The following is an 18,968-nucleotide window of genomic DNA, read 5'->3' on the forward strand; positions in this document are numbered from 1 at the left end:
GGGGGGGGGGGGGGTGCCGGTGTGGTGGGGGGGGGGGGGGGGGTCCGCCGCCCCGCCGGGGGGGGGGGGGGGGGGGGGGGGGGGGGGCGGGGGGCCGCGGGGCGCCGTCCCTGGGCCCCGGCCCCACGTCCGGTACCAGAACGTCGATGGCGTGGTCCAGGGCGTCGAGGAGTGAGGCCTGCTCGTCCGGGGCGTAGAGCATCCTCAGCGTGAGCCCGTCGCTGAGCGCGATGACGGCGTCGGCGGTGGCTCCGGCGCGGGGGCAGCCGGCGCCGTCGAGCCATGCCGCGAGGGCTTCCCTGACCTCGCGGTCGACCCGGTGCCGGATCGCGGCGAGGCGGGGGTGGTGCGCCGCCTGCACGGCGAAGGCGAGCTGTGCGGCGGCTTCGGCGCGGCGTTCCTCGTCCAGTGGGAGCGTGGTGAGGACCAGCTCGCGCAACGCCCGGCGCAGCGGCAGGCCGGCGTCCACGAGCGCCATCCGCTCCTCGACGCGCTCGCCGGCGAGTTCTGCGGCGAAGACCAGCATCTCCTCCTTGGAGCGGAAGTACTTCTGCACGGCACCGGCGGACCGGCCGCTGGCCGCGGCCACGGTGCGCACGCTGATCTGGTCCAGGCCGCGCTCGGCGGCGAGCCGCAGCAGCGCGGCGCCGATCTGCCGGCGCTGCTCGGGCCGGTCGACGGTCTTGGGCACGGGCGGCCACCCTCCTTCTTTGAGATACAGTCGTATTCTAACGACGAAGGGGGAAGACCATGGACGACCACCACGACAGCGCAGCCTCCGCACCTGCCGTGCGGGTTTCGGACGCCGACCGCGACCGGGCCCTCGGCATCCTGGCCGGGGCACTGGCCGAAGGCCGGCTCGACGTGCAGGAGCACGCGAGCCGGGCCCAAGCGGCCCTGCGGGCACGCACCGCCGACGACCTCGGCGTCCTCACCGCCGACCTGCCGGCCCCGAAACCGACGCGGGCCGAACGGGCCGAGCAGGACCGCAAGGACCTTGCGGAGTGGCTCGCGGAGTGGCGGTACTGGCTCGGCGGACTGGTCCTCATGTCGGCCGTCTGGGGCGTGCGCTGCCTGCAGAAGGGGGAGCTGACGTACTACTGGCCGGTCGCCCCGCTCGGGGTGTGGGCGGCCGTCCTCGTCGCCGTGGCGATCTGGCCCCGCCACGAGGGCGGCAGGGACTGACCGGATCCCCACGGCCCGGCCCGGCGGCCACATCCGTGTCGAGCCGCCCGTCGCCCGGCGGGCCGCTGGGCACTGCTCCGCGCACTCGTCCGGGTGAACGCACGCCGTCGGCCGGGGTCACCGGTCCGGTCCTCCCCGGGGGCCGGGGCGGCTTCGTCTCACGGCCATGGAACGGCCGGAGCCGGACGAGGGGCGTCCTCGGCCCGTACACGGCCGTGCCGGATGCCGCGGCCGCGTCGTTACGATCGGCGCCGCTGGGGCCGATGCACGGACGCTGCCGGTATGCACAGACCTGACCTGCTGTTATGCCGCCATGCAGGCGGTGCGGGCCCCGACTGTTCCGCACGACGACGGGGAGGGGCACGGAGATGACGCAGGAGAGCGGCGGCAAGGACCTGGAGGAGAGCGCGGGGGTGCAGCTGGCGCGGATGCTGCGCCGCTGGTGGGAGGAGGCCGGAAGCCCGTCCGGTGGCGGTCGGCCCACCCAGCAGGCGCTGGCCGTGAAGTTGGGCGTCGACCAGACGACGCTCTCGCGGTACCTGAACCCCGAACACCCGTCGACCGCCCCCCTGCGGGTGGTGGAGGCCCTGCACTCCCGGTTACGGGCCCCGGCGGCCGAGCTCGAACGGGCGCGGGCGCTGTGCCGGGCCGCGCTGCTGGGGAACGGCCGTCCACCGGCCCCCGCCGCTGGAGGGGAACACACCACGCCGGCGGGAGCCCCGGACGGATGCGACGGGCCACCCGCTCCCGAGTCCGGCTCCGGCTCGGGCTCGGGCTCGGGCTCCGGCTCCGGCTCCGGCTCCGGCTCCGGCTCCGGCTCGGGCGAGGAGGGTGCCGATGTCGGCCGCCCCGGTACCGCTGCTCCGCGGGGCTCAGGTGACCCGGGAGCTCCCGGCGGGCACCGTTCCCGTTGGTTCCGGCCGGTGTTGGTCACGGCGGCCGTGGTTCTCGCGTTCGCCCTGGGAATGGTCGTCCACGAAGGGCTCTCCGCGCGCGGCGGCGGGGCTGCGGCCGACGGTGCGGCCGGGGCCGCTCCCGCGGGCAGGACACCGTACGAGTGGCCGTTGCTGGTCATGGGCGAGGAGGACCAGTTCACCCGTGGCCGCGCCCTGCAGCACCTCCTGCACGCACACGGCTACGAGGTGCTGGCGGACGGGGTCTTCCGGCAGGACAGCCGGGACGCCGTCATGGACTTCCAGCGGCGGCACGACCTGCCGGCCGACGGCAAGGTGGGCGCGCGGACCTGGCCGGAGCTGGTGAAGGAGGTGGGACCCGGATCCGGTGCGTCCGAGGTGCGGGCCGTGCAGGAGCTCCTGAACAACGTGGGGCAGGGCGGCACAGCCGTGTCGGGGAAGTTCACCGCGGCCACCGCCGAGGACGTGAAGTTCTTCCAGCGCACCCACGCGCTGCCCGTGACGGGGCGGGTGACCGTGGACACCTGGCTGGCCCTGCTGGTGCAACAGCTCCCGCCCGTCAAGGCACCGGCGTACCAGAGGACCACCAACCCGACGCCCACCGCTCCCCTGTGAGTACGGAACCCACGCCTACCCCCGGACACAGCGCCGCCCCCGGCTCGCTGGCGGGAGCTCCCGTCCACGAGCGCCAGGCAGAGTCATAACCGCAGGTCAGGCGCCTGCATGCGGCATGCATCGATGCGCCTGGGCAGGCAGCGGGGATCCACTTCCGCCACCCGGCCGCCCCCACCATGCTGGTTCCGCGGCCCGGCAGTCCCGGACGACCCACCCCTTTCGGCGGGGGACGGGTCCAGGCCCTGGTCCCGGTCCGCTTCCCGTCAGCACACCGCCCGAAGGGGGCACCCATGTCTGCTGTCCGCAAGACCCTCGCGTCCGCCGTCTCGGCCGCCGTCCTCGCCGGGGGTTTGGCCCTCGGCGCCGCCGGCCCGGCGAGCGCGGCCACCTGCCCCTCCTCCGCGTCCCCGGTGATCGACGGGGCGTCGGCCAGTTGGACCCTGAGCTGCTCCGGCAACAACGTGAAGGTGTCCGGCTGGCTCCAGGACACCCGCGTCGACGGCAAGTGCGCCCTCGTCCGCATCAACGCCGGCAACGGCGCCTACGAGACGAAGTCCGCGTGCAGCTCGGGGGTGCGGGAGCAGTTCTCGTTCACCTTCAAGGGCACGAAGGATGCGCAGGTACGCCTCGCCATCGCCTGATCGCCACGCGAGCGGAGGGGCGGGCCGGTCGCGCCGCCCGCCCCTTCGTCTCCGACTCCGAGCAGGACACCTCGCAGCTGCTGGTCCGACGCCCCATCCGCTGCCCCGGCCGGCCGTCTGACATCCTGCGGACATGACGTACTGGGACCCGATACCGACCGTCCGCGCGCTGGTGGGCGAGCCCCATCCCCTGTGGCGGGGCGACCTGGTGGGGCACGACTGGTCCGGGCCCGCGCCCGACGGGTGGGAGAGCCGGGACTGGCGGAACGTCCCGGGCCCCTTCTACACGGCCAACACCGACAACTGCTTCACCGGGCGGCAGTGCGCGCCCCGCAACGTCGCGTACGAGGACGAGTACGGCTCCGAGTTCGTCTACCGTCAGCCCGTCCGGGCGGTCGAGGTCCACGAGCTGACCTGCGCCGCGGAATGCGACCCCTTCGCGGGGTACGGCGGCGACGGCGACGCCCACTGGACGCCGGAGCTGGTCCGCGAGTGGTGGCGCGACCGCGGCAGGGCCCGGGAATGGGCCGCGCGCGTGGGGTGGGGCGAGTGGGCGACCTCCGAGCACGAGGCGCTCCGGGACACCGCCGCCGGCGCGCGGGCGTACCTCGCCCACCTGAACCGGGGCCTCGGGGATTACCTGCGCGACTACACGTTCTGGCTGGCCGAGGGCCGCCCGGCCAGCCCCGGTGAGCATCTGCCGGAGCTCGGCGCATAGGCGCTGCCGCGGCAGTCGTCCCGTCCCGCGAGCGCGGGACACCCGGCCCGACGGTCCCCGCACGCCGCGGCTTGAGCGCCCTGACCGGTACGCCCCCGGCACCGCGCCGCTCCGGCGCGCAGTCGGCTTCGTCGGCCCCTCGACGTACCGGGGCTTCGACCACACGGCGATGGCGGCGGACATCGCGGCCCGGTGGCCCCTCCTACGACGGGTGTTCACCTTCGAAGCGCCGGGCGCCGCCCCGCCCCCGTACGGCGGGGTCGCGACGGACCCGTCGGGCTGCCACTACTTCCCGCTGGACTCCGTCGACGCCCCGCCCGAGGCTGCGCTCGCGCAACGCGCCGACCGGGTGGCGTTCCTCCTGCTCTCCGACGACACCACCACGGCGCCCAAGCTCGTTCCGCGCACCCACGACGACTACGCCTACCAGGCGCGGGCCGCCGCCGAACTGGTCCCGCTCACCGAGAACGACGTGTACCTCGCCGCCCTGCCCGCCGGGTCGAACTGCACGTTCGGCTGCCCCGGCATCGTCGGAATCCTCTCCGTCGGCGGCACCGTCGTCCTGGTCGAGAACCCGGGACCAGCCGAATGCCTCCCGCTCATCGAACGGGAACGGGTCACCATCACGTCGCTGGTTCCCGCTGTCGCCCGGCTCTGGCGCGACGCACTTCCCACGGTCCGGGCCGACATGACCAGTCTGCGTCTCGTCCAGATCCGCGGTACCGGCCCGGACGGGGCGACCGCGGGACCGACGGCCCCCGGAGGGGGCTGCCGCCTGCAGCAGGTCTTCGACACGGCCGAGGGGCCGCTCACGCTCACCCGGCCGTCCGACCCGGACGAGACCGTACTGGCCACGCAGGGTCGCCCGCTCTCGCCCGACGGCATTCCTCCCCGGCGTGAACGCCGGGGCTTTCTGCAAGATTCCCGGTAACGGGGCGGGGCGGGGCGTGGCCGCATGGCCGGTACCGCGCCGCGGGTGGCGTAGTCGGTTCCCGAGGGCCCACGGGGCCGGGGCCGCCGCATCCCCCCTCGGGTGCGGCGGCCCCGGTGCTCCTGCGGCGGCCGACGGGGCCCGCCGGCTAGCGGTCGGTCACCTTCAGCAGCTTGTTCGGTGTCCCGCTGCTGGGGTTGGTGATCTTGCCGGGGGTCGCACCGGCAGTGAGCGCCTCGGCGACCTGTGCGGGGGTGGCGTCCTTGTGGCCGGCCAGGTACAGCGCGGCCGCCCCCGTGACGTGCGGGGTCGCCATGGACGTGCCGGAGATCGTCTTCGTGCCCGTGTCGCTGTCGTTCCAGGTGGACGTGATGTCCGAGCCGGGTGCGTAGAGGTCCACGACGGAGCCGAAGTTGGAGAAGGGTGATTGGGCGTCCGCGGCAGTGCTGGAGGCGACCGTGACCGCCTCCCGGACGCGGGAGGGCGAGCCCTGCCCGGCATCGCTCGCGTCGTTGCCCGCGGCGACCGCGAAGGTGACGCCCGCCGCTATCGAACGGCGCACGGCCTCGTCGAGCGCCTCGTCGGCGCCGCCCCCGAGGCTCACGTTCGCCACCGAGGGGCCGCTGTGGTGCTGCGTCACCCAGTCGATCCCGGCCACGACCTGCTCGGTGCTACCCGAACCGTCGTCGTCGAGGACACGGACGGCGACGATCTTCGCGGCCTTCGCCACGCCGTGCGACCGGCCGGCGATGGTCCCGGCGACGTGCGTGCCGTGCCCGTTGCCGTCGTCGGCGCTCTGGTCGTTGTCCACTGCGTCGAAGCCGTGCTCGGCCCTGCCGCCGAAGTCCTCGTGGGTGATCCGGACGCCGGTGTCGATGACGTACGCCGTGACGCCCTCCCCGCCCGCGTCCGGATAGGTGAACTTCTTGTCCCCGGCCTTCTCCGTCTGATCGATGCGGTCGAGCCCCCAGGACGGCGGGTCGTTCTGGGTGGTGTTGATGGAGAACTTCTTGTTCTGGACGACCTTGGCCACCGCCGGGTCGGCGGCGAGGCGCTTGGCTGCGGTCTCCGAGAGCCCGGCCGCGGAGAAGCCGTTGACCGCGGACGTGTAGGTGCGCTTGAGTTCGCCGCCGTACTTCTTGGCGAGGGCCTGCTTGTCCGCGTCCCGGTCGAGGATGACGATGTAGCTGCCGGGGAGCGCTCCGGGGGCGCCGAGCCCGTACACCGTGCCCTCGGCGGGTGACGCCGCGCCGGCGAAGGGCGATAACAGCATGCAGGCGCCTGCTGCGGTGGTGACTCCCGCGGTCACTGCCAGGATCCGGAGGCCGCGCGAACGTGTGCGGGCATGGCTGTGAGGTGACATGAAGGGGGTTCTCCTCGTGTTGACGTGTGGGGCGTCAAAGCGTTGTCGTGCAACCCCGTTGGAGCCGAAGGATCTTCGGGGGCTGGTTCGAAACCCTGACCGATTCGCAGAGGCGATTCAAGGCCGCCCGAGCCGTCAGCGGTGTTCGACAAGCTTTCTCAAGGAGATCTCCTCGTCAGCCCCTCGGAACGATCACACTCTTCGAACCATCCACACATCTACGCCACTTCACGATGCAGTAGCGAAGATCCGTGACCGCGGAGCGGGCGGCGAACGGGGCGGGTGACCGCGTCCCCCGTGCGTCAGGTGATGGCATGGGCCAGGATCACGGAGGTCGCGGCGATGGCTCCCGCGGCGAAGAGGGCCGCGGCGGTGGCCAGGATGACGATCCCGAAGAGCTCCACGCCGCGGCGGTAGTCGGCCGGCTTCCATTCGTACTGGTGCATGGGTCCAACCTCGCCCGGACGGGTGCACCGCCGCATGAGTACACGTACTCATGCGGCGCCGGGTGCCGTACCCGGGGACGGGGCGTGCACGTCGCGCCGTCGGGCGGGCCACTCGGTTTCCGCACGGCCCGATCCGGACGTCCGCGGTCGGGGCTTCGGATCAGCGACTCAGCGTTGACCCTTCAGTAACTTGGCGCTATTTTCGCTTCGTTCACCGAAAGGCCCGAATTCCCACTCCGGGCCCGCGCGACCTCGTGCCTTCCCGCGGCCTTTGTCATGGCCGAAATTCCCCCACCGGGCAACGCCATCGCACATTCGGAGAATTATGACGCCGGCAGAGCAAGTCATCGGACTGACCCCTTTCGCCGAACCCGACGCCCGCCTCGCGGCCGCGGTCGTCCGCGGCGGCGGACTCGGTGTCCTGGATCTGGGAGCCGGTGACCGGGCCGCCCGTGCAGCCCTCGGCGAGCTGCGGGAATGGCTCCCCGGACGGTACGGCGTACGGGTCGGGCCGCGGTGCCGATTACGCCCCGCGGACCTGGCCGGACTGCTCGGCGGGCCGCCCGGCGGGCCCCGTACCGTGCTCCTCGGTGCGGGTACGGACGTGCGCTGCGGTGACCTGCCGTCCGGCGTGCAGGTGCTGGCCGAGGTCACGGGACTGGCGGAGGCCCGGGCGGCCCTGGACGACGGCGTGCACGGCCTGGTGGCCCGGGGCAGCGAATGCGGCGGCCGGATCGGCGAACTGAGTACCTTCGTGCTGCTGCAGCAGCTCCTCGACGCCACCGGCCCCGACGGGCCACCGGTGTGGGCCTGCGGGGGCATGGCGCCGGGCACGGCCGCCGCAGCCGTCGCCGGCGGCGCCGCGGGAGTGGTGCTCGACACCCAGCTGGCCCTCCTCGCGGAGTCGGCGGTCCCCGCGTCCGTGGCGACCGTCCTGCGGTCGATGGACGGCACCGAGACCACCGTGCTGGGCGGCCACCGCTTCCTGCACCGCCGCCGGCCCGGCACCCCGCCCGCCGCGGAACTGCCCGATGCCCAGGACCGGATCGCCGAACTGCTGGGCGGGCGCGACCCGGACACCCAGTTGCTGCCGGTCGGGCAGGACGCCTTCCTCGCCGCCCGCTTCGCCGACCGACACCGCGACGCCGCCGGCGCGGTCCGCGCCGTCATCGACGCGGTCCGGGCCGCGATCGAGGACGACACCGCCGCCCGCAGCCTGGGCGCCGGGTCACCCATGAGCCGGGCACTCGGAACCCGGTTGCCCGTCGCCCAGGGCCCGATGACCCGGGTCAGCGACGGTGCGGACTTCGCCCGCGCGGTCTCCGACGGCGGGGCCCTGCCCTTCCTCGCCCTGGCGCTCGCGGGCCGTGAACAGGCCGGCGCCCTGCTCGCCGGGGCGGCCGCAGCGCTGGGGGGCCGCCCCTGGGGGGTGGGGATCCTCGGCTTCGCACCGGAGGAGACCCGTACCGCACAGCTCGAAGCCGTACGGGCGCACCGGCCCAGCCACGCGATCATCGCCGGGGGGCGGCCCGCGCAGGCCAGGGCACTGGAGGCCGACGGCATCCGGACCTTCCTGCACGTGCCCTCCCCCGGACTGCTGCGCCAGTACCTGGGAGAGGGCGCGCGCCGGTTCGTCTTCGAGGGCGCCGAGTGCGGGGGCCACGTCGGCCCGCGCAACAGCTTCCCGCTGTGGGAGGCCCAGATCGCGGTCCTGCTCGACCACGTGGCGGAGGATCCCGGCGCCGCGCCGGGCATCGAGGTGTTCTTCGCGGGCGGTGTGCACGACGCCCGCTCCGCCGCCATGGTGGCGGCCCTGGCCGCGCCGCTCACCGCACGTGGATGTGCGGTCGGCGTGCTGATGGGCACCGCCTACCTGTTCACCCGGGAGGCCGTCGCCCACGGCGCCGTACGGCCCCTGTTCCAGCGCCAGGTGCTGGCCGCCGAAGCCACCGCGCTGCTGCGGACGGCTCCCGGGCACGCCACGCGGTGCGTCCCGAGCCCGTTCAGCGACGGCTTCCGGGACCTGGCGGCGGGCCTGCGCGCGGAGGGCGTCGCCGACCGCGAGGCGTGGGAGCGGCTGGAGCGGCTGAACGTCGGCCGACTGCGGCTGGCGAGCAAGGGAATCGAACGCACCGGCGCCGGCGCCCTGGCCGCCGTGGACGAGGACCGGCAGTACGCCGAGGGGCTGTTCATGGCGGGCCAGGTGGCCGTGCTGCGCGGTGCCACCACCAGCATCGACGCACTGCACGCGGCCGTCACCGACGGGGCCGCCGCCTTCCTTGAGCGGCGGCGCGACGCCCTGCGGGCCGGACGGGAACCGGCACGGGGCGAGGCCGGCACCCCGGCATCCGCTCCGCTGGACGTGGCCATCGTCGGCATGGCCTGCATGTTCCCCCAGGCTCCGGACCTGGCGGCCTTCTGGGCGCAGGTGCTGGACGGCCGCGACGCGATCACCGAGGTGCCCCCGGAACGCTGGGATCCCGACGTGCACTGCTCCCCCGGCCCGGACGGCGCCGGCCCGGCCAGCGCGTCCAGATGGGGCGGTTTCCTGCCCCGCATCCCCTTCGATCCACTGCGCTACGGCATCCCGCCGGCGTCGCTCGGAAGCATCGAGCCGGTGCAGCTGCTCGCGCTCGAAGCATCGCGGCGGGCCCTGGAGGACGCCGGCTACGGTGGGGACGGTCGCGGTCGCGCTTTCGACCGCTCGCGGACCGGGGTGGTGTTCGGCACCGAGGCAGGCAGCGACCTGTCCAACGCCACCACGCTGCGGGCCGTACTGCCCTCCTACTACGGGCACGTCCCCGCGGGTCTGGACGAGCAGCTGCCCCGGCTCACCGAGGACACCTTCCCCGGTCTGCTCGCCAACGTCGTCGCCGGCCGGGTGGCCAACCGCCTGGACCTGCGCGGCCCCAACTACACGGTGGACGCCGCCTGCGCCTCCTCGCTGGCGGCCGTGGACGTGGCCTGCAAGGAGCTCGTCCTCGGCACCAGCGACGTGATGCTGTGCGGGGGCGCGGACCTGCACAACGGCATCAACGACTACGCCCTCTTCACCTCCGTGCACGCGCTGTCCCCGACCGGCCGGTCCCGCGCCTTCGACGACGCGGCCGACGGCATCGTCCTCGGGGAGGGCGTGGCCTGCATCGTCCTCAAACGCCTCGCGGACGCCGAGCGGGACGGGGACCGCGTGTACGGGGTGATCAAGGCCGTCGGCGCTTCGAGCGACGGGCGCTCACTCGGGCTCACCGCTCCCAGGCCCGAGGGCCAGCGCGCCGCCCTGGAACGTGCGTACCGCGGCGCCGGCGTCTCCCCCGCCGAGGTCGGTCTGGTGGAAGCGCACGGCACCGGGACCGTGGTCGGTGACCGCACCGAACTGGGTGTGCTGACGGCGGTCTTCGACGAGGCGGGCTCCCGCGCCGGGAGTTGCGTGCTGGGCTCGGTGAAGTCGCAGATCGGCCACACGAAATGCGCGGCTGGACTGGCCGGGCTCATCAAGGCCGCGCTGGCCCTGCACACCGGGGTGCGGCCGCCCACCCTGCACGTGGAGAGGCCGAACCCCGCCTGGCGGGCCGGCGCCGGGCCCTTCGTCTTCCACCGGGAGGCGCTGCCGTGGCCGGCCGCCCCGGAGCGGCGGTACGCGGGGGTGAGCGCGTTCGGCTTCGGCGGCACCAACTTCCACGCGGTGCTGGCCGCCCACAGCGGGGACGGGCCGCCACCCGCGCACGCCCGGGACGAGTGGCCGGCCGAACTGTTCCTGTTCCGGGGAACCGACCCCGCGGCCGCCCGGCACGCCGCAGCCGGGCTGCTGGACCTGGCCGCCGCGGCCGTGCGCGGTGACGCCCCCTGGCGGCTGCGCGACCTTGCCGCAACCGCGTCCCACCGTGCGGCGCGGGCCCGCGGGACCGTCCGGATCGCGTTCGTCGCCGAGGACACCGAGGACCTGTGCCGCCTCCTGGGGGCGGCAGTGGGGGCGGACGACGGGGCGGATGCGGCTCCGGGTGCGCCTGCGGGGGCGGAAGCCCGGGCGGATGCGGATGCGCGGGTGAAGGCGGGTGGGGGTGCCGTCGCAGGTGTCGCAGGCCGGGTGTACCGGGCGGTCGAGGAAGGAGGGGACGTCGGGCGTACGGCCTTCCTGTTCCCGGGACAGGGCAGCCAGCGGCCCGGAATGTCCGCCCACCTCTTCACCGCCTTCCCCGACCTCGGCAGGCTGCTCGGCCCCGACGCGGACGGGAACGGAGACGGGATCGGTAGCGGGCGCGGGAACGGTAGCGGGCGCGGGGACGGGGACGAGGACGAGGACGGGAAACGCCGGGTCGTCGCGGCGTTGTACCCGCCCGCCGCCTTCGACGACGCCGCCCGGGAGGAGCTGCGGCGGGCGCTCACCGACACGCGGGCCGCGCAGCCGGCCCTGGGCATGGTGGAGCTGGCGGCGTACGAACTGCTGACCCGTTGCGGGATCCGGCCCGACATGGCGGCCGGCCACAGTTACGGCGAGCTGGTCGCCCTCTGCGCCGCGGGTGTCATCGACGCCGATGTGCTGCCACGGCTGAGTTCCGCCCGCGCCGCGGCCATCCTGGACGCGGCCGGTGACGACCCCGGCGCCATGGCCGCAGTGGCCGCCGCGCCGGAGGACATCGGCCGGGTACTGGGCGGCCCACCGCTGCCGGACGGGCTGGTCGTCGCCAACCACAACGCGCCGCGGCAGAGCGTCCTGTCGGGGCCGACGCGCGCGGTCGAGGCAGCGGTGCGCCGGCTGCGGGACGCCGGGACCGCAGCGAAACGGCTGTCGGTGGCATGCGCGTTCCACAGCCCGGTCGTGGCCGCCGCCGGGCCGGCCTTCGGCCGGGTCTTGGAAGGACTGCCGCTACGCGAACCCGAGTTCGAGGTGTGGGCCAACCGCACCGCCCTCCCCTACGAGCCCGGCGCCCGGGCGGTGCGCGGGGAACTGGCCGCACAGATCGGGGCGCCGGTGCGGTTCGCGGCGCAGATCGAGGCGATGTACGGCGCGGGAGCCCGGACCTTCGTCGAGGTCGGGCCCGGCCGGGTGCTGACCCGGCTCGTCACGGACGTCCTGGGTGACCGGCCGCACCGGGTCGTCGCCGTGGAACCGCGAGCCACCGGCGGCCTGGCGGGCTTCCTCGACGCGCTCGCCCGGCTGGCGGCGGCCGGACTGCCGGTCGTCAGCGACTGGATGTTCCGGGGCCGGGACGCCGTCGACGTCGACCGGGCCGTCGCCCCGCGCACGCCCGGCTGGACCGTGGACGGGCACCTCGTCCGTACCGCGTCCGGCGAGCCGCTCGCCGGCGCCCTCGCGCCGGCCCGACGAGTCGTGGAGGCACCCGTGACGACGGATCCCGGTGAGGAGGCGGCGGCGTCGTCCGGCAGGCCGGACGTGCTGGTCGCCGAGTTCCTGCGCGGCAGCCGGGAGGTCATCGCCGCGCAGCGCGACGTACTGCTGGCGTACTTCGGCGTGCCGGACGGGACGGTCCCCGGCGCTACCGTTCAGGCGGCGGATCCGCTGCCGGAGTACGGGCCCGGGCTGACGGTCGGCGCGGGTGCACCGGGCCCCGCGGAGTCGGCCGCCTACGGGGCGCCTCCGGCGGGCGTGCATCCGGACCGTGAGCAGCCGTACGGCGCGGCGTCCGTCCCGGGAGGCGGTGCGCCGGATGCCTCCGGGCCCGCGCCCCAATCTGCGGAGTTCACCGAGGAAACGGTTCTGCGGGCGGTCCTGGAGCTGATCAGCGAACGGACCGGCTACCCCCTGGACATGGTCGAGCCGGGGCTCGACCTGGAAGCCGACCTGAGCGTGGACTCGATCAAGCGCGCCGAGATCGCGGGTGAACTCGCGCGTCGTCTCGGCGGCTCGGGCGGCGGCCCCGTACCGCCGGCGCTGGACGACGCTGAGCTGGAGGAACTGACGCGGGCTCGGACCGCGTCCGCGATCGCCCGGTGGCTCGTGGCCCATGCGACGACCTCCGGCACGGCCGGCACCGACACGGCCGGCACGGGCGACGATGCCGGTGCCGCGGCCGAGGCCGCCGACCAGGGGCCGTCCGACCGCTGGCCCTCCGACCGCGGGCCGTCCGACCGGGTGGCGAAAACCGGCGGTCCGGCCGAACCGGTCGTGGCCGCGCCCCGGCGGTACCGGATGGGGCGCGCCCGGCTGGCGAGCACGCCGGGTACGGCCGCGGACCTCGCCGGCACACGGTGGGTGCTGCTCGGTGACGGCGCCGGCGCCTGGCGCGGGACCGCCGCGGAACTGTGTGCGCTGCTGGCCGCGCGCGGTGCGCGGGCGGAGCAGGTGGAGCACGTGGAGCAGGCGGAGCAGGCGGACGCCGACCTCGCAGCGTCGACGGACGGGCCCGTGGACGGTGTCGTCGTACTGGGTGCACTGGGCGGGAACAGCGGTCCACCGTTCCTGCCGGCAGGCTTCTCCGTCGTACGGGCTGCCCTACGCGGTACCCCCCGGCGCCTGCTGGTCGTCCGGGAGGCGGGGTACGGGGCGCGGGCGGCCGGGACCGACGGACTGCTGCGGTCCGCCGCCCGCGAGTACCCCGACGTCACGGTGCGCTGCGTCGCGCTCGACCCCGGTGGGGTTCCCGGGCCGGCGGCGGCTGCGGCCGCGTTGTTGGAGGAGTTGCCGGCGGGCGGCAGCGAACCCGTGGTCGTGCGCACGCCCGCCGGACGCTTCGCGCCGGTGCTCGCCGAGGCGCCGCTGGGCCCGCTCGCCCGTACCGGCGCGGGGCCGGCCGGTGACGGCGTGGCGGAGGCGGAGGCCCTGGGGCTGGACCGGGACGGCGTCGTGGTCGTCGTCGGAGGGGCCCGCGGGATCACCGCACGGTGCGTGGCCGTGCTGGCGGCCGCCGCCCGCTGCCGGATCGAACTCCTCGGCCGCACCCCCGTGCCCGCGGGGCCCGAGGACCCGGTGACCGCCGCCGCAACCGACCGCACCGCCCTGCGGGGCGTGCTCGCCCGTACCGGCCGTTGGGCCTCGCCCACCGCCGTCGACGGTGCCGCCGACCTGATCCTGGCCCAGCGCGAGGTCACCGCGACACTGGACGCCGTAAGGGCCGCCGGGGGCCGGGGCCGGTACCGCAGCGTCGACTGCCGGGACGCGGCCGCCGTCCTCCAGGCCCTCAAGGAGATCCACTCCGAGCACGGCCGCATCGACGGGGTGATCCACGCCGCCGGAGTCATCGAGGACCAACTGATCAAGGACAAGTCGGAGGCGTCCTTCCGCCGCGTCCACGGCACCAAGACGGAGGGCGCGGCCGCGCTGCTCGCCGCGGTCGAGGAGCTTCCGCAGGCCGAACGGCTGTCGTTCGCCGTCCTGTTCGGCAGCATCGCGGCCGTCCTCGGCAACCGCGGCCAAGCCGACTACGCCGCGGCCAACGACGCGCTGGAGGCGTACGGCGCCGCCTGGGCGGCCCGCACCGGGCGGCGCGCGCTGACCGTGCACTGGGGGCCGTGGGCCCCCTCCGAGGGCCACAGCGGCATGGTCGGCCCGGAACTGGCCCGGCACTACGCCCGGCGCGGGATCCGGCTGATCGATCCCGAGGAGGGGGCGCTGGCCCTGCTGCGGGAGCTCGCGTGGGGAGACCCGGCGGAGCGCGCCGTCGTCCTGAGCGCCTCGGAGTGGTGACGTGACCCGCCCTCCGCACGGGTCCGGCGCCCCCTCCACCCCCGGCGTTCCCCCTGCCCCCGCCGTCCCCCCGGTCCCCCAGTCCCCTACGTACCCGTCGCCATCACCGGCATGGCCGTGCTGCTGCCGGGCGCGCCCGACCTGGCGTCGTACTGGCGCAACCTGTGCGCGGGCGCGGACCTCATCGGCGAGGTGCCGCCCGAACGTTGGGACGCCGCCTACTACCACCCCGGCAGCGCACCGGAGCAGGCGGCGGCCGACCGCGTGTACTGCCGGCGCGGCGGGTTCGTGGACGCCGTCGCGGAGGTGGACGTCACCCGCTGCGGCGTCATGCCGTCCTCCGTGGCCGGCACCGAACCGGACCAGCTGATCGCGCTGCACGTGGCGGCGAACGCGCTGGCCGACGCCGGCGGCCCCGACCGGCTGCCCGACCGCGACCGCATCGGGATCGTCCTGGGGCGCGGCGGTTACCTCACCCCCGGCCTGGTCCGCCTCGACCAGCGCGTCCGCACCGCCCGCCAGCTGGTGCACACCCTCGGCGAACTGGTGCCGGGTCTGGATGCGGAGCAACTGGAGCGGGTGCGGGCGGCGTTCACCGAGCGCCTGGGTCCCGACCGACCGGAGGACGCCATCGGGCTCGTGCCCAACCTGGCCGCCTCGCGGGTCGCCAACCGGCTGGACCTGCGGGGGCCCGCCTACACGATCGACGCCGCGTGCGCGTCGTCGCTGCTGGCCGTGGACCAGGCGGTCGCCGCGCTGGCCGCCGGTCGGTGCGACCTGATGCTGGCCGGAGGCGTGCACCATTGCCACGACATCACCCTGTGGAGCGTCTTCTCGCAGCTGCGCGCCCTCTCGCCCAGCGAGCGGATCCGCCCCTTCCACCGTGGCGCCGACGGGCTCCTCATCGGTGAGGGCACCGGTGTGGTCGTGCTCAAGCGCCTCGCCGACGCGGAACGTGACGGCGACCGGGTCTACGCCGTGATCCGCGGTACGGGGGTCAGCAGCGACGGCCGTGGCTCGGGCCTGGTGAACCCCGACCCGGCCGGGCAGGCACGAGCGGTGCGGGCGGCCTGGCGAGCCGCGGGCCTGGACCCCGCCGCGCCGGGCTCGTTGGGGCTGCTGGAGGCGCACGGCACGGCCACCCCGGCCGGCGACGCCGCTGAACTGGCCACCGTGCGCGAGGTGTTCGGCCCGCCGGAGTCGGGACGCGCGGCGCACCGGCCCGTCATCGGGTCCGTGAAGTCCATGATCGGGCACGCCATGCCCGCCGCGGGGGTCGCCGGGCTCGTCAAGGCGGCACTCGCCGTCCACCACGGGGTGCTGCTGCCGACCCTGCACTGTGAGGACCCGCATCCCGCCCTGGCCGGGACCCGCTTCCGGCCGCTCGCGCAGGCGGAGCCCTGGGAGGCAGGGCCGGACGGCGGGCCGCGCCGGGCGGCGGTGAACGCGTTCGGGTTCGGCGGGATCAACGCGCACGTCGTCCTCGAACAGGCCCCGCACGGCGCGGACACCGTACCGGCAGCCCCACCCACCCCGCCCGCGCCGCGGGAGCGAGCGGTGGTCGAGGAGCCGGAGCGGGTACTGCTCCTGGCTGCCACGACGTCCGACGCCCTTGCGGAACTCCTCGACGGGCGCGGGGCGCCGGGATCGCCGGGCGGGGTCCCCACCGGGGCTGAGGCGGGGGCGGGGGCCGGGCCGGTACGGCTGGGGATCGTCGACCCCACCCCGAAGCGGCTGGCGCTGGCCCGGCGGGCCGTTGCCAAGGGCGAACCGTGGCACGGGCGCGGCGACGTGTGGTTCCGGCCGCGCCCGCTGCTCGGCGCCGGCGCGCCCGAGGCCGGCAGGACGGTCTTCCTCTTCCCCGGCCTGGAAGCCGACTTCGCCCCCCGGGTCGACGATGTCGCCGACCGGTTCGGCCTGCCCCGACCGCCGGCCGCCCCCGGCCCGGCCCCGGGCGGCGGACCGGACGGACCGGACGAACGCGACGGCCCGGACGGAGCGGACGGACCAGGCGGCCGGGGTGGAGCCGCACCGCTGGGACTGCACGGGCTCGGCGTCGTCGCCGTCGGCCGCCTGCTGGACACCGCACTGCGCCGCATCGGCATCGTCCCGGACGCGGTCGCCGGGCACAGCGTCGGCGAGTGGACGGCGATGGTCGCGGGCGGGCTGTACGAGGAGGAGGCGGTGGACGCGTTCATCGCCGCCTGGGACCCGCAGACGGTCAGGGCCGCCGACCTGGCGTACGCGGCGGTCGGCGCGCACGTCGACCGGGTGGCCGGACGGCTGGCCGCCGGAGAACACCCGGGGGTGGTCGTCTCGCACGACAACGCCCCCAACCAGTGCATGGTCTGCGGACCGCCCGCAGCGGTCGAGCGGTTCGCCACCGCGCTGCGCGCCGAGGGCGTACTGGTGCGCACGCTGCCGTTCCGCTCCGGCTTCCACACTCCGATGCTCGCCCCCTGCACCGGTCCGTTCCGGGAAGCTGCCGAACGGCTGCCGCTGCGCGTGCCGCACACCCCGGTCTGGTCCGGCACCACGGGGGCGCCGTTCCCGGCCGACGAGGCGGCGATCCGGGAGCTGTTCGTCCGCCACCTGCTCGAACCGGTCCGCTTCCGCCTGCTGACCGAGTCACTGTACGGAGCCGGCTTCCGCGTCTTCGTCCAGGCGGGACCCGGGCAGCTCGGCTCCCTGGTGGGGGACACGCTGGCCGGTCGGGACCACCTGGTGGCGGTCGCCGACCACCCTCGACGCGGAGGGCTGGCCCAGCTCCGTCGGGTGGCCACCGCCCTGTGGACGGCGGGCGCCGACACCGGCCCGCAGGCGGTGGACGCGCCTGGAGCGTCCGGGTACGCCGGTCCGTCCGGCTCCGTCCGTCCCCGACCGGGGCGTCCGGTCCGGCTGGACCTCGGCGGCGCGCTGGTGAGCCTGCCGCCCTCGGCCCGTCCCGCCCTCACCCCGTGCCCCTCCCCCACCCCTTCCGCCTTCCCTCCCTCCTCCCCCTCCTCCGCCGCTGCTGTGCAGGTGCCACCGGACGCCACGCCTGGTGCCGCCCGCCCGGCGGCGGGCGTCCCGTCCGCCGGGGCCGGTCCGGTGGCGGCGGAGTTGTCGGCTCTGCTGCAGGAGACCGCACAGGCCGCACGGGCCGCCGCCGCGCTGCTCACCGCACCCCGTCCGGCCGCGCCCGTACGCCGCCCGGCACCGGCGCCCGCCGCACGACCGGGCCGGGGGCCGGTGCCCGCCGCTCGCGGACGGCTGCCGTCCACACCCCCCACGCCCCCCGTGCCGCCCGGACCGTCACCCGTCCCGGCCGCGCCCCGGTCCGGCACGACCGGTTCCGCCCGGCGCGAGACGGTGCGGATCTCGGTGGAGGACATGCCGTACCTGCTGGACCACTGCTTCTTTCCACAGCGTGCGGACTGGCCCGAGGTCGCGGACCGCTGGCCGGTGGTACCGGCGACGACGATCGTGGCGCACATGACGGCGGCGGCGGAGCGGGCCGTACCGGGACGGGTGGCCGTGGCGGTGCACGACGCCCGCTTCGACCGGTGGCTGACGGCGGCCGAGCCGGTGGACGTCGAGGTCACCGTCACCCCGTGCGGGCCGGGTCGGATGGCCGTGTCGTTCGGGCCGCACGCTCGCGCCGTCGTGGAACTGGCCGCCCGCCACCCCACAGCGGCGCCGCTGCCGCCCGGGCCGCCCGACCCCGCTTCCGAGCGGGTGCCCGAGCACACCGCCGAGCAGGTCTACCGCGAGCGCTGGATGTTCCACGGTCCGGCCTACCAGGGCATGAGCGGGCTCACCGGCATCGGCGACCGGCACGTGCGGGCCACCCTCACCACACCGCGCGCGCCGGGGGCGCTGCTGGACAACGTCGGGCAGGTCCTCGGCTACTGGATCATGGCGACCCGCACCGACCGGACCGTGGTCTTCCCCGTGCGGATGGGCCACGTGCGCTTCTTCGGCCGGGCACCGCGGCCCGGCACACGGGTGGAGTGCCTGGTGCGCATCGTCTCCCTCACGGAGGAGGTCCTGGAGGCCGATGCGGTACTCACCGTGGCGGGTCGGGTGTGGGCGGAGCTGACCGGCTGGCAGGACCGCCGCTTCGACAACGATCCGCACACCCGGCCGGTGGAACGCTTCCCCGACCGCAACACGCTCTCGGCGGCCATGCCCGGCGGCTGGTCGCTGGTGTTCGAGCGCTGGCCCGATCTCGCCTCCCGCGAGTTGATCATGCGCAATGCGTTGGGCGGCCCCGAGCGTGCCGCCTACGCCGCCAGGCCGCCGCGCGGCCGTCGGCAGTGGCTGCTGGGCCGGATCGCCGCCAAGGACGCCGTGCGCGCCCTGCTGTGGGACGCCGGCGAGGGCCCCGTCTTCCCCGCCGAACTCCTCGTGGACAACGAATCGTCGGGACGGCCCCGGGTCACCGGGCGGCACGGCCGTACGCTGCCGCCGCTGGAGGTGTCGTTGGCGCACCGCGCCGAGGCGGGCGTCGCGCTCGCCCGCGCCGGACGCC

The 18,968-nt window shown here is 75.5% G+C and carries 10 protein-coding genes; 7 read left to right on the top strand and 3 right to left on the bottom strand.

All coding sequences use genetic code 11. From position 1 onward, the window contains the following. A partial coding sequence (locus ACFV7Q_RS33570) for a TetR/AcrR family transcriptional regulator (RefSeq protein WP_385434435.1) occupies positions 1–691 on the bottom strand: 691 nt, incomplete at its 3' end. Positions 692–750: 59 nt separating this feature from the next. Here ACFV7Q_RS33570 and ACFV7Q_RS33575 point away from each other — a divergent pair. The 5 genes from ACFV7Q_RS33575 (at position 751) to ACFV7Q_RS33595 (ending at position 5,004) form a co-directional block, all read left to right on the top strand. After that, the gene (locus tag ACFV7Q_RS33575) at positions 751–1,185 is read left to right on the top strand and encodes a DUF1707 domain-containing protein (RefSeq protein WP_385434437.1); all 435 of its coding nucleotides are present in this window, start codon (positions 751–753) and stop codon (positions 1,183–1,185) included. Between the two features lie 368 nt (positions 1,186–1,553). Next, positions 1,554–2,714 carry a peptidoglycan-binding protein gene (locus tag ACFV7Q_RS33580; protein WP_385434439.1) on the top strand — a complete coding sequence of 387 codons (1,161 nt, stop codon included), beginning with the start codon at positions 1,554–1,556 and terminating at the stop codon, positions 2,712–2,714. 290 nt (positions 2,715–3,004) lie between these two features. Next, on the top strand, positions 3,005–3,355 hold the full coding sequence (locus ACFV7Q_RS33585) for a hypothetical protein (RefSeq protein WP_385434441.1): 351 nt from the start codon (positions 3,005–3,007) through the stop codon (positions 3,353–3,355). A 133-nt stretch (positions 3,356–3,488) separates the two neighbouring features. Then, positions 3,489–4,073, top strand: coding sequence for a ferredoxin (locus tag ACFV7Q_RS33590; protein WP_385434443.1), 585 nt, complete (start codon positions 3,489–3,491; stop codon positions 4,071–4,073). 169 nt (positions 4,074–4,242) lie between these two features. Then, complete coding sequence (locus tag ACFV7Q_RS33595; RefSeq protein WP_385434445.1) at positions 4,243–5,004, top strand: AMP-binding protein; 762 nt, start codon at positions 4,243–4,245, stop codon at positions 5,002–5,004. 148 nt (positions 5,005–5,152) lie between these two features. Here ACFV7Q_RS33595 and ACFV7Q_RS33600 read toward each other — a convergent pair whose 3' ends face one another. Together ACFV7Q_RS33600 and ACFV7Q_RS33605 are read right to left on the bottom strand one after the other, a co-directional pair. Further along, on the bottom strand, positions 5,153–6,277 hold the full coding sequence (locus ACFV7Q_RS33600) for a S8 family serine peptidase (RefSeq protein ID WP_385434447.1): 1,125 nt from the start codon (positions 6,275–6,277) through the stop codon (positions 5,153–5,155). A 392-nt stretch (positions 6,278–6,669) separates the two neighbouring features. Then, positions 6,670–6,813 carry a hypothetical protein gene (locus ACFV7Q_RS33605; protein WP_385434449.1) on the bottom strand — a complete coding sequence of 48 codons (144 nt, stop codon included), beginning with the start codon at positions 6,811–6,813 and terminating at the stop codon, positions 6,670–6,672. Between the two features lie 325 nt (positions 6,814–7,138). On the opposite strand from ACFV7Q_RS33605, the gene ACFV7Q_RS33610 reads away from it, so the two are divergent. Then, positions 7,139–14,455 carry an SDR family oxidoreductase gene (locus ACFV7Q_RS33610; RefSeq protein ID WP_385434451.1) on the top strand — a complete coding sequence of 2,439 codons (7,317 nt, stop codon included), beginning with the start codon at positions 7,139–7,141 and terminating at the stop codon, positions 14,453–14,455. Between the two features lie 111 nt (positions 14,456–14,566). Continuing rightward, positions 14,567–18,968, top strand: a 4,402-nt coding sequence (locus ACFV7Q_RS33615) for a beta-ketoacyl synthase N-terminal-like domain-containing protein (RefSeq protein WP_385434453.1), incomplete at its 3' end; no start/stop codon positions are given.

Origin of the sequence: Streptomyces sp. NPDC059851, assembly GCF_042732005.1 — a bacterium.
GTDB lineage: Bacteria > Actinomycetota > Actinomycetes > Streptomycetales > Streptomycetaceae > Streptomyces.